Annotated in this window: 13 protein-coding genes; 9 read left to right on the top strand and 4 right to left on the bottom strand. The window is 67.3% G+C overall.

The genetic code is table 11. The features are described 5' to 3' along the window. Positions 1-18: 18 nt before the first annotated feature. Positions 19-1,086 (bottom strand): GNAT family N-acetyltransferase, encoded by a 1,068-nt coding sequence (locus RIT73_RS08715; protein ID WP_309131679.1) that lies wholly within the window; start codon positions 1,084-1,086, stop codon positions 19-21. Positions 1,087-1,275: 189 nt separating this feature from the next. On the opposite strand from RIT73_RS08715, the gene fdxA reads away from it, so the two are divergent. The 3 genes from fdxA to RIT73_RS08700 all read left to right on the top strand — a co-directional run bounded on the left by fdxA (position 1,276) and on the right by RIT73_RS08700 (position 4,245). Then, the gene (gene fdxA, locus RIT73_RS08710; protein WP_113903415.1) at positions 1,276-1,599 is read left to right on the top strand and encodes a ferredoxin; all 324 of its coding nucleotides are present in this window, start codon (positions 1,276-1,278) and stop codon (positions 1,597-1,599) included. Positions 1,600-1,602: 3 nt separating this feature from the next. Further along, a complete protein-coding gene (dapC, locus tag RIT73_RS08705; protein ID WP_309131678.1) occupies positions 1,603-2,724 on the top strand; it encodes a succinyldiaminopimelate transaminase in 1,122 nt (373 codons plus the stop codon). A gap of 237 nt (positions 2,725-2,961) precedes the next feature. After that, complete coding sequence (locus tag RIT73_RS08700; protein ID WP_309131677.1) at positions 2,962-4,245, top strand: citrate synthase; 1,284 nt, start codon at positions 2,962-2,964, stop codon at positions 4,243-4,245. 342 nt (positions 4,246-4,587) lie between these two features. Here RIT73_RS08700 and dapD read toward each other — a convergent pair whose 3' ends face one another. Then, positions 4,588-5,532 (bottom strand): 2,3,4,5-tetrahydropyridine-2,6-dicarboxylate N-succinyltransferase, encoded by a 945-nt coding sequence (gene dapD / locus RIT73_RS08695; protein WP_309131676.1) that lies wholly within the window; start codon positions 5,530-5,532, stop codon positions 4,588-4,590. A gap of 42 nt (positions 5,533-5,574) precedes the next feature. Here dapD and dapE point away from each other — a divergent pair, with 42 nt between their 5' ends. From dapE to RIT73_RS08665, 6 genes are all read left to right on the top strand, one after another. Continuing rightward, positions 5,575-6,768: a succinyl-diaminopimelate desuccinylase gene (gene dapE / locus RIT73_RS08690; RefSeq protein WP_309131675.1), complete on the top strand. Its 1,194-nt coding sequence runs from the start codon at positions 5,575-5,577 to the stop codon at positions 6,766-6,768. Beyond that, positions 6,765-7,535: a TIGR00730 family Rossman fold protein gene (locus tag RIT73_RS08685; protein WP_309131674.1), complete on the top strand. Its 771-nt coding sequence runs from the start codon at positions 6,765-6,767 to the stop codon at positions 7,533-7,535. Before dapE ends, RIT73_RS08685 begins: the two co-directional genes overlap by 4 nt. Further along, positions 7,532-8,425, top strand: a complete 894-nt coding sequence (folP, locus tag RIT73_RS08680) for a dihydropteroate synthase (RefSeq protein WP_309131673.1) — start codon at positions 7,532-7,534, stop codon at positions 8,423-8,425. The genes RIT73_RS08685 and folP overlap by 4 nt, the downstream gene beginning before the upstream one ends. A 22-nt stretch (positions 8,426-8,447) precedes the next feature. After that, positions 8,448-8,789 (top strand): DivIVA domain-containing protein, encoded by a 342-nt coding sequence (locus RIT73_RS08675; protein WP_309131672.1) that lies wholly within the window; start codon positions 8,448-8,450, stop codon positions 8,787-8,789. Then, entirely contained in the window at positions 8,786-10,021 is a 1,236-nt protein-coding gene (locus RIT73_RS08670; RefSeq protein ID WP_309131671.1) for a hypothetical protein, read from the top strand. Before RIT73_RS08675 ends, RIT73_RS08670 begins: the two co-directional genes overlap by 4 nt. Before the next feature lie 177 nt (positions 10,022-10,198). Next, entirely contained in the window at positions 10,199-10,369 is a 171-nt protein-coding gene (locus RIT73_RS08665) for a DUF3117 domain-containing protein (RefSeq protein ID WP_009375197.1), read from the top strand. Between the two features lie 144 nt (positions 10,370-10,513). Here the strand turns inward: RIT73_RS08665 and RIT73_RS08660 are convergent, their stop codons facing one another. Both RIT73_RS08660 and RIT73_RS08655 read right to left on the bottom strand, forming a co-directional pair. Then, positions 10,514-11,152, bottom strand: coding sequence for a class I SAM-dependent methyltransferase (locus RIT73_RS08660; protein WP_309131670.1), 639 nt, complete (start codon positions 11,150-11,152; stop codon positions 10,514-10,516). Between the two features lie 30 nt (positions 11,153-11,182). Further along, complete coding sequence (locus tag RIT73_RS08655; protein ID WP_309131669.1) at positions 11,183-11,536, bottom strand: MGMT family protein; 354 nt, start codon at positions 11,534-11,536, stop codon at positions 11,183-11,185. Positions 11,537-11,613: the final 77 nt, after the last annotated feature.

Genomic DNA, 11,613 nt, shown 5'->3' with positions numbered 1-11,613 from the left:
GGCTCAGCGTGGCACGGCTCAGCCCAGGGTCGCGTACCAGTACCGGTGCCTGACCTTCGCCCCGAGAGAGGCGAAGAGTGCCAACGAGGCATCGTTCGTCGACTCGACGTCGGCCAGGTAGGAGCGCACCCCCCGCTGGGCCAGCAGCGCGCTGGCGGCGACCGCCACGGACCGTCCTGCCCCGCGGCGGCGCAGATCAGGGCGCGTGACGAGATTCGTGATCACGCCCCATTTGCTGCGCTCGACGACGCGGCAGGTCGCGACCATCGACCGGCTCCCGTCGGGATGCTCGGCCCAGGCGGTGACGAACTGGCAGGGATCGGACGCTTCGATCAGGGCGGAGAACTCGTCGCCCTCGTCCCGCTCACTCGTCCACGCCGCATAGTGGACCTCGGTCGGCGCCTCGGTGACGACGATCGACAGTCCCGGCAGAGCCGCCTCACTGGGGCTCGTCACCCTGCCGGCCGCCTCGGCGGTGGCGCCGGTGAACAGGAACGTGGCCTCCGAGGGCGTGTACCCGCGCGAGGACAGCAGCGGGGCCAGGCCCGCGCAGGGCTCGGCGAGGTCGTTCGAGTCGTCGGCGGAGTAGATCTGGACCCGGGCCGGCTTCTGCCGCGAGGCATACCAGGCCTCGACCGCGTCGAGGCTCCGCTCCCAGCCCATGCCGGTCTCGGTCACCGGCAGGGCGCTGTTGGCCCGCCTCGTCGCCGAGGTCGAGCTGCGCAGCAGCCAGCCCTTCTGGAGCAGGCCGAGATCGTCGTCGGTGTCCCGGCTCTCATTGCGCAGATTCTCCGCGTGCAACCAGGAGATGTCGCTGGGCAGCCAGGCGGCGGCGGATATCCGCCGGAGGTCCACGGCGGAGACGATCTCGTGGGTTCGTCCGGGCCTCGTCGGCGCCGGAGGGACCTCATGGACGAGGAGGATCTGTGCCCGGGGGATGCTCACGGGTCCGCGCTTCGTCTCGATCTCGACACTGACCTCGTCGACGGCGCCCACGACGCCGAGCGCATCGGTCGAGCTGTGGGTCTCGCCCGGTTCCAGCGCATACCGCACGACCACTCTGCGCCCCGGCTGCAGTTCGTCCACTCTTCGTCCTCCACTCGATGTCTCTTCGCGCCGGGGACCATGGAAAGGGGCGCCCGGTGTTCCCTCCAACTGTAGGACAGCCACTGATGCAACGCGGATCACTGCCCGTGTGTGGACATCTGGCGAGGCCGAAGGCGTATTGTTGGATTCATACGCCCAGTGTCCGTGTGTGCCCGAGGAGGCCTACCAGTGACGTACATCATTGCCCAGCCCTGCGTCGATCTCAAAGACAAGGCCTGCGTCGACGAATGCCCCGTCGACTGCATCTACGAGGGTGAGCGCAGCCTCTACATCCACCCGGACGAATGCGTCGACTGCGGCGCCTGCGAACCCGTGTGCCCGGTCGAGGCCATCTACTACGAGGACGATGTCCCCGAGGAATGGTCGGAGTACTACAAGGCCAACGTCGAGTTCTTCGACGACCTCGGCTCTCCGGGCGGCGCCGCCAAGCTCGGCAACACCGGGAAGGACCACCCGATCATCGCAGCCCTGCCGCCGCAGCAGAACGACTGAGGCATGTCAGCTCGATTCGGCCTCGACCTGCCCGACTACCCCTGGGATCAGCTCACCCGGTATCGCCGGCGCGCGGCGGAGCATCCCGGCGGCGTCTGCGATCTCTCGATCGGCACGCCCGTCGACCCGACTCCGCAGGTGATCCAGCACGCCCTCTCCGCCGCCGGCGACGCCCATGGCTACCCGACGACCGCCGGGACGCCCGAGCTCAGGGAGTCCATCGCCTGGTGGTACGAGCACTGGCACGGTGTGCAGGTCGATCCCCACGCCGAGGTGCTGCCCACGATCGGTTCGAAGGAGCTCGTCGCCTGGCTGCCCACCCTGCTGGGCCTGCGACAGGCGGGACTGGCCGTGGCGTGCCCGCACGCCGCCTACCCCACCTATGAGATGGGGGCCACGATCGCCGGCGTCGAATGCCGTCGCCTCGACGCCGCCGAGATCCTCGCCGGCGCTTCTCTCGACGGCATCGGCCTGCTGTGGATCAACACTCCCGGCAATCCGACCGGTGAGGTTCTCGACCGGGACACCCTCGCCGAGGTGGTCCGCCGGGCCCGCGCGGCCGGGGTCGTGCTCGCCTCCGACGAGTGCTACGGCCTGCTCAACTGGGAGGCCGACGAACCCGCACCATCGGTGCTGGCGGTCACCGGTTCGGACCATTCCGGTGTGCTCAGCGTGTACTCGATGTCGAAGCAGTCGAACCTCGCCGGTTACCGGGCTGCCTTCGTCGCCGGTGACGCCGCCCTCATCGCCGACCTCACCCGCACGCGCAAGCATGCCGGGATGATCGTGCCCTTCCCCGTCCAGTCCGCGATGATCGCAGGTCTGCGGGACACGGCTCACGTCCTCGCCCAGAAGGAGCGCTATCGGGTCCGCCGCGACCGGCTGCGACCGGCCCTGGAGAACTACGGATTCCGTATCGATCATTCGACGGCGGGACTGTATCTGTGGTCCAGTGCCGACGAGGACTGCTGGAGTTCGTTGTCCAGGCTTGCGGATCTCGGAATCGTCGCCGGCCCCGGCGGGTTCTACGGCGAGGCTGCGGCGGGGCATGTCCGGGTGGCTCTGACGGCTGCCGATGAGCGGATCGCAGCAGCCGCCGACCGCCTCGACGCGGCCGCAGTCTGAGCCGGCGCCCGGCGTGGCCTGGGCGCCGGCTCAACGATCTCTGAGAGCCTCAGCACCAGCGTCTTCCCATTGGTGAGACGCAGAATTCCCCGTATCGTCCATGATCAATCGGGTTACCGGCCAGTATCCGAGGGGTCGGATGATTTTTCGATTTCCTCGCGCAGTCGGTAGTCTTTGAGGGAATTGTGCACTGCGCCCCAGGAAGTTCTTGGGGTGGCTCTACGGTGAGGAGATCACATGCCAACGGAAGCGAACCTCAGGATCGCTGACACCGAGCTGACACTGCCCGAGGTGTCATCGTCCGCGGGCAACAACGGATATCGCATCAGCAGCCTGCTGAGCGACACCGGCGCCGTCACCTATGACCCAGGGTTCGCCAACACGGCATCGACCTCCTCGGCCATCACCTACATCGACGGCGACGCCGGAGTGCTCCAGTACCGCGGATACCCGATCGAGCAGCTTGCGGAACAGTCGAACTTCGTCGAAGTCTGCTACCTCCTCATCCACGGTGAACTGCCGACACAGGAGCAGTACGACGCCTTCGACGCCCGTCTGCGCGGACACACGATCGTCCACGAGGACCTGCGCCGCTTCTTCCGCGCGTTCCCCTACGATGCACATCCGATGCCCATGGTGGCAGCTGCGGTCGCGGCTTTGTCGACTTTCTACCAAGGTGACCTCGATGTCTTTGACGAAGGCCAGATCGAGACCTCGTCGTTCCGCCTGCTGGCGAAGATGCCGACCATCGCGGCGCTTGCCCACAGGAAGAACATGGGCCTGCCCGTCATCCACCCGGACAACTCGCTGAGTCTGGTCGAGAACTTCCTGCGGGTGAACTTCGGGGTGCCCAGCGAGCCCTACGAGCCGGATCCGCTGGCGGTCAAGGCAATGGACCAGTTGTTCATCCTCCACGCCGATCACGAGCAGAACTGCTCGACGTCGACGGTGCGCCTCGTCGGCTCCTCGCAGGCGAATCTGTTCCAGTCGATCTCCGCCGGCGTCAACGCACTCGCCGGTCCGCTGCACGGCGGGGCGAACTCGGCCGTGCTCGAGATGCTGCAGAAGATCGCGGCCTCCGACGACGGCCCGAAGAAGTTCATGGAGCGGGTGAAGAACAAGGAAGACGGCGTGCGTCTGATGGGCTTCGGACACCGCGTGTACAAGAACTACGACCCGCGCGCGAAGATCATCAAGAAGACTGCCGACGAGGTGCTCGCCCGCTCGGGCGGCGATCCGCTGCTCGAACTCGCTCAGCAGCTCGAGGAGATCGCGCTGGCCGACGACTACTTCGTCGAGCGCAAGCTCTACCCGAACGTCGACTTCTACACCGGTCTCATCTACAAGGCGCTCGGTTTCCCGACCAACATGTTCACGGTCCTCTTCGCGGTCGGGCGCCTGCCCGGCTGGATCGCGCAGTGGCGTGAGATGATCAAGGACCCGGAGACGAAGATCGGTCGTCCGCGCCAGATCTACACCGGCGCCCACTCGCGCGACTATAAGGACATGAGCTCGCGCTGAGGCCCGTGCGGCCGGGAGGCCGGTCCCGCGGTGCCTGGAGGTCGGTCCGTGCGGCCGCCGCGCCCCGCGGCTGTCACCGCGCACCTCTGCATTGTGACACCCCGCCGGAACAACTCGCCTCACCGATAGCGCCACTTCACTCCCGTGCAACGGGGTGAAGTGGCGCTACTGGTATCAGGCAGGACTGTGTGAGCAGCTCACCCGAACCAATCCGCGCGTCGAGGGCCGACCGTCAGGCTGTCAATGGTGCGGAGAAGTGAATCCGGCAGGAACTTGTTGTTGCCGGATTCACTTCTCTGCACCGCTGCCCGAATTCAGTGCAGGCTCAGCCGCTGCCCGAACTCAGTGCAGGTCGGGGTTGAGGCTGATGCCCTTCGAGTCGCGGGCGATCGCTTCGACCGCACCGGAGACCGAGTTGCGGCGGAACAGGATGTTGTTCTGACCGCTGAGCTCGGCGGCCTTGACGACCTTGCCCTCTTCGCTGGGAACGCTCACACGGGTGCCTGCGGTGACGTAGAGTCCCGCTTCGACGATGCAGTCATCGCCGATCGAGATGCCGATGCCGGAGTTCGCGCCCAGCAGGCTGCCCGAGCCGATCGAGATGCGGTGGGTGCCGCCACCGGACAAGGTGCCCATGATCGAGGCGCCGCCGCCGATGTCGGAACCGTCGCCGACGACGACTCCCTGCGAGACGCGGCCCTCGACCATGGCGGCGCCGAGCGTCCCTGCGTTGAAGTTGACGAACCCTTCATGCATGACGGTGGTGCCGGGAGCCAGGTGGGCGCCGAGGCGGACGCGGTCGGCGTCAGCGATGCGCACGCCCGAGGGGATGACGAAGTCGGTGAGGCGGGGGAACTTGTCGACCCCGTACACGGCCACGGCGCCGCGGGCCATGAGCTTGGCGCGGGTGGCTTCGAATCCTTCAGGGGAGCAGGCGCCGGCCGAGGTCCACACGACGTTCGCGAGGTGGCCGAAGATCCCGTCGAGATTGACGTCGTTGGGGGTGACCACCCGGTGGGAGAGAGCGTGCAGACGAAGGTAGGCATCCGCCGCCGAGGCGGGCGCCTCGTCGAGGTCGATCGTCGTCGTCACGACTTGCGCTTCGGTTCCCCGGGCGTCATCGGAGCCGGCGAGGGCGTCGAGTCCGTCGGCGTCGGCATGGACGGAGGCGGCCGCCTCGGCGTCGGCATGGGTCTCGCCCGTGCTCAGGGTCGGGTACCAGACGGCGAGGACGGAGTCGTTGTGCTGCGTGGCCAGTCCACGCGCGGAAACAATGCGTTGTGTCATGCCTCAAGCCTAGACTGTGGCGGCAGTACTAGGCTAAGCCGTATGACTGTGGATCCAACTGGTGAGACCGGAACGGCAACGTCCCCTGCCGAGGCCCTCGTCCCCGCCGCTGAGCTGGGAGCATACCTCTTCGAGGCGATCGATGATCCGGGGGAGCTGACGGCCCGGCTGTGCGCCATCGAATCGGTCTCCGGCAACGAAGCCGCGATCGCCGATGCCGTCGCCGAGGTGCTGGCTCGCATCGGCGCGGGCGACGGCCCGGACCTGGAGATCCTCCGCGATGGAGACACGATCGTCGCCCGCACCCGGCTCTCCCGTCCCGCGCGGATCGTCGTCGCCGGCCACCTGGACACGGTTCCCGTCGAGGACAATCTTCCCCCGCATCGCCTGGTCCTGCGTGGGGCGGAGTACCCCGACGACGAGGTCGTGTGGGGCCGTGGCGCCTGCGACATGAAGGCCGGAGTGGCGATGGCGCTGGTCACGGCCGCGGCCCTGCGGAGTCCGAAGTACGACATCAGCTGGGTCTTCTACGACAACGAGGAGGTCGACGCGGCCCGCAACGGACTGGGACGCGTCTCCCGCAACCACCCCGAATGGCTCGAGGGCGACTTCGCCATCCTCGGAGAGCCTTCGAACGCCTCCGTCGAGGGCGGCTGCAACGGCACGATCCGGGTCGACGTCACGACCGCCGGGGTCCGGGCCCATTCCGCCCGGGCATTCATGGGGGTCAATGCGATCCATGCCGCCGCCGAGGTGCTCACCCGCCTGGCCGAATACGAATCCCGGACCGTGACCGTCGACGGCCTCGACTACCGCGAATCCCTGTCGGCCGTGAACATCCGTGGCGGTATCGCCGGCAATGTCGTCCCGGACGAATGCGTGATCAGCGTCAACTACCGCTTCGCCCCGAATCGGTCAACCGCCGAGGCCGAAGAGTTCCTGCGGGACTTCTTCACCGGCTTCGACCTCGTCGTCACCGACGCCGCCGAAGGGGCCAGGCCCGGCCTCGACCGGCAGATCGCGCGGGACTTCATCGACACCCTGGGCCTGGAACCCGCACCCAAGCTCGGGTGGACCGACGTCTCCCGCTTCAGCGCACTCGGCGTCCCGGCCGTGAACTTCGGCCCCGGCAACCCGCTCTATGCGCACAAATCGGACGAGCACGTGCGCGTCGCGGAGGTCGACCAGGCGGCCCAGGCGCTTCTCGCGTATCTCGAGGAGGGGAGTCGGCCATGATCAAGGCCACTCCGGGGACTCCCGGCGAGGACCACGACAAGTTCTACAGCAAAGGTCCGCTGCGTCTGCGCGGTGCTCAGGTGCCGGCCACGACGGCTGATCAGCGCCTCCTCGACTCGCCGGAGGGAGCCCTGTGGGCGAGCCAGGACCCGTGGCGGGTGATGCGGATCCAGGCCGAATTCGTCGAGGGATTCGGTTCGCTGGCCGAGGTGGGTCCGGCCGTGTCGATCTTCGGCTCCGCCCGCCTGCGCCCCGACACTCAGGTCTACCAGGACACTCGGGAGATCGCCCGGCGGCTGGCAGCCGACGGCTACTCGATCATCACCGGCGGGGGTCCCGGGACGATGGAGGCGGGCAACCTCGGCGCGCGAGAGGGCGGGGGAGTGTCCATCGGCCTGGGGATCGAGCTGCCGTTCGAATCGGGGCTCAACGACCATGTCGAACTGGGGGTGAACTTCCGCTACTTCTTCGTCCGGAAGACGATGTTCCTCAAGTACTCCCGGGGCTTCGTCGTCATGCCGGGCGGGTTCGGCACCCTCGACGAGCTCTTCGAAGCCCTCACCATGGTCCAGACGGGCAAGGTCACCTCCTTCCCGATCGTGCTCTGCGGCACCGCGTACTGGCAGGGCCTGATCGACTGGCTCGCCTCGGCGCCGCAGACGACAGGCACCATCTCGCCGGCCGACCTCGACCTCTTCACCCTCACCGACGACATCGACGAGGTCGTGGAGACCATCGGCACTGGACCCCAGGGCGCCGGCGCGTGAAGGACGTCGCCGCGCTCGACGCCCATCCCCGTGCCCTGGCCGGGGCACGGGCAGGCTCCCCTGTGATCATGGCGGTGATCAATCGCACCACCGACTCCTTCTTCGAATCGGCGGCCACCCTCGGCGAGGCGATCGCCGGGGTCGACGCAGCCGTGGCCGACGGCGCCGCGGTCGTCGACATCGGGGGAGTGAGAGCGGGGCGGGGCCGGGAGATCACCGTCACCGAGGAGATCGACCGAGTCTGCCCGGTCGTCGAGGCCGTCGCCCGGAGCCACCCTGAGCTCCTCATCAGCGTCGACACCTGGCGGCATGAGGTCGCCGAGGCAGCCTGCGCGGCCGGCGCCGGACTGCTCAACGACACCTGGGCCGGCGCCGATCCGGATCTCGCCCGCGTCGCCGCGGACCACGGGGTCGGGCTGGTCTGCTCGCACACCGGAGGACTGTCTCCGCGCACGGATGCCCACCGCAACCGCTACGGTCTCCATTCCGGCGAGGTCGTCGACCGGACGCTCGCAGGTGTGCAGCGGCTGGCGGACGCCGCCCTGATCGCGGGCGTGCCGGCGCAGAAGGTGATCATCGATCCGACTCCTGACTTCGGAAAGAACACGTATCAGTCCCTGCGGCTGCTGCGCGAACTCGACCGATTCGCCGCCACCGGGTTCCCCGTGCTGCTGGCGATCTCGAGGAAGGACTTCGTCGGTGAGGCCGTCGGCCACGTCGCGCCCGCCGACCGGCTGTCCGGAACCATTGCCGCGACCGCTCTGGCTGTCGAGAGAGGCGCAGCGATGATCCGCACCCATGATGTGAGGGCGACCGCGGACGCGATCGCGGTGGCGCTGGCCATCACCGGTGAGCAGCCGCCGCGACACACCGTCCGGGGACTGCGCTGAAGTGGTGTGAGACCATGGTCCCATGCCTTTCTGGATCGTGCTCGGGGTGGCCGCTGCGATGTTCGTGCTTGTGATCGTGCTTGCTGCGTCCTTCAACCTCTTCTCCTCCGATGCCGCCGAGGAGACCGAGCAGCGACGAGACGTCCTGCCGCCCGACTTCACCTCCCTGGACCTGCAGCGGGTCACATTCCGTCCCGCCCTGCGCGGATACCGGATGGAGGAGGTCGACCAAGTGCTGGACTCCCTGCGCATCCGCCTCCAGGAGCTCGAAGCCCGTCCCGCCGTTGGCGAAGCGGCGCGCCCCATCGCCTCCGAACCGGGCACGAGTGCGACTGAGCCCGGAACCGCTGCTGCCGAACGATGAGCCACGCACGCGACCTGCCAGGAACCACTCTCGTCCCCGAAGTCTTCGACTCCTCACGTTTCAGGCGCCTCGGCGTCCTGTTCCTCACCCTGCCGCTGTGGGTGCAGGCGCTGAGCGTCTACGTCGCCTCGCGGATCGTGAGCGTGGCGATCTTCGCCGGGGTCGTTCAGCGGCAGGATCCGGCGAGCTGGAGCTCGAGCCCGGTGGAGACGACGCTCGGCGACTTCCTCAACTTCTGGGACAGCGCCTGGTATCAGCGCGTCGCCGAGGAGGGGTACCCGAGCTCGCTGCCCGTCACCGAGGCCGGCACCGTGGCGGAGAACCAATGGGCGTTCTATCCGCTGCACCCCGCTGTCGTCGGTGACATCTCTACGCTGACCGGCGCCGATTACGACACCGTCTCACCGATCGTCTCGACGATCGCGGCCGGTCTCGCCTCGATCGTCCTCCTCGCGCTCTTCCGCCGCTATGTCGACAAGGCGCAGGCCCTGACCGCTCTGGCCTTCGTCATGTTCTTCCCACCGGCAGCCGTGTTCTCCACAGGATATGCCGAAGCCCTGACGCTGCTGCTTCAGGCGATGGCCCTCTTCCTGATCGTCGAGCGCCGGTATCTCATGGCCATCCCCGTCGTGTTCCTCATGGATCTCTCCCGGCCCGTGGGTGTGGCCTTCTCGTTCTTCCTTCTCTTCCACCTCATCGACCGCTTCCTCCGGCGCAGGGAGGACCCCTATCCCGTCGGCGAGGTCATCCGCTCGTGGACCCTCGGTGTGCTGTCCTGTGTCGCCGCACTCGTCCATCCCATCCACGCCTGGTTGGCCACAGGATCGCTCACGGCCTACACCGACACCGAGGCCGCCTGGCACGGCGGCGGATCGACGTACCTCGTGCAGTGGCTGGCCGCGGCGAACGGACTCGCCGGTCCCTTCGGACCTCTGCTCCTCTTCGGCGTCATCGCCGGTATGCTCGCGCTGATCTTCTCCCCGGCCGGGGCGCGGATGGGGAGGACACTGCAGCTCTACTGCCTCGGCTACGGCATCTACCTGCTCATCTTCTTCACGCCGCAGACGTCGACGCTGCGTCTCCTGCTTCCACTGTTCCCGGTGGCCCTGACACTGGCAGTCGTGCGCTCTCACGCGTACCGGGCAGCGGTCATCTGCGCGTTCATCCTGCTTCAGATCGTCTGGGTGGGCTACCTGTGGCACTTCACCCCACCGGCCGACTTGCCGCCGTAGGCTGCGGGGGTCGTGCAGTGGACCTGCTGCTCACGCGCCCGAAGTTCACTTGCCGTTCGGAGTCTTAAATTACGGTTTGGTTACCATCCACTGTGTGGATCGTGGAATAATCGAACCAAGACTGTCGGCGCGTTCCCCATGCGCCGACGTGGCGTGATCAACGGAAGGATGTCCCACATGGCAGCCCAGAAACCCCGCACCGGCGATGGACCTCTGGAAGTGACCAAAGAAGGCCGAGGCATGGTGATGCGGCTTCCTGTCGAGGGTGGAGGACGACTGGTGATCGAACTCAGCGCCGATGAGGCCACCGCTCTGCACGACACCCTCGCAGAGACACTGGGCATCTGAGAACTCAGCACTGAAGCGGCAATGCGCTGTGGTACAGCGCTGATCCGGTCGCAGCACAGCGGCGAAGAGCAGCAGAGGCATTTCAGCCTCTGCTGCTCTTCGCATTCACGGATTTCGTCGGCATGAGGCAGCCGCAGTTCGTCGTCAGCCGGCGGTCTTCTGCAGCATGAGCAGTCCCTGTCCGACCGGCAGGAGGACATGGTCGAGGCTGTCCTGCTTCGTCAGCCTATTGAGCAGATTGCGCGCGGCGCGGGTCCGCGGAGTGCGATCGACCGGATCGGCCACTGCGCCGCCGAGGAGGGTCTGGTGGATGACGAGGAGTCCGTTGTCATCGAGCAGCCGCAGCGCAGGCTCGATCATCCGCTCGACGTTCGTCGGCTCCGAGTCGATGAACACCATGTCATAGGCACTCGGCGCCAGTCGCAGCAGAACGTCCTCGGCGCGGCCGCTCATCAGTCGCAGCCGTCCCGAGCGGATCCCGGCCATCTCGATGAGGTCTCGGGCAGCACTCTGCGCGGTGGTGTTCGTGTCGATGGAGGTGAGTATTCCCGCCCTCGGCATGCCCCGGAGCAGGGCCAGGGTCGAGGTTCCGGCGCCGGTACCGACCTCGACGGCCGCGACGGGTCCGAGCAGGCGGGCCAGCAGCGTCAGAGTCGATGAGGTGGTCTGTGAGACGGGGCTCAACCCGAACTCGTGGGACAGGGTCCTGGCGGCGTCGAGAAGCGGGTCAGGGCCGTTGTAGTTTTCGGCGAAAGTGATATCGCCTGCCCTCTCGCGTGACAATCGACCCTCGCTTTCCGTCTGACTTCCCAGTCAGTCTAACCGTTCGACTCGGGGCTGCGCGGCGGGATCCACGCCGTGTTCCTGCCAGAGTCCTTCGAGTTCTCCGACCGTGAGGAAGGCGCTCCGCTCGGCCTTCTCCGCCGTGTGCGGGGTGACCTCCTCCCGCCAGTGCGGGAGCGCTCGGGCCAGCAGCGGCGGCGGCAGGACCCCTGCGGCATTGACCACCCGCCACCAGGTCACATTGGAGCCGAATTCGCGCATCACCCGTCCCACGTACCGTGGAGAGCAGGAGGCCACGGCGCCGACGACGCCGTAGCTGACGACCCGACCGCGGGGGACGAGTTCGATGATGCGCAGCACCCGTTCGACCTCCACCTCGTCCACGGCTGTTCCTTTCGACCGACTCTCGACTCACCGGGAATCCTCCCGCGCCCGAGCATACCGCCGCTGAGAAGTCGCCC

It is taken from the genome of Brevibacterium sp. (assembly GCF_031179145.1).
Taxonomy (GTDB): Bacteria; Actinomycetota; Actinomycetes; order Actinomycetales; family Brevibacteriaceae; genus Brevibacterium.
The sequence above is the reverse complement of the archived record's forward strand: the minus strand, read 5'-3'. Positions and strand labels throughout refer to the sequence as shown.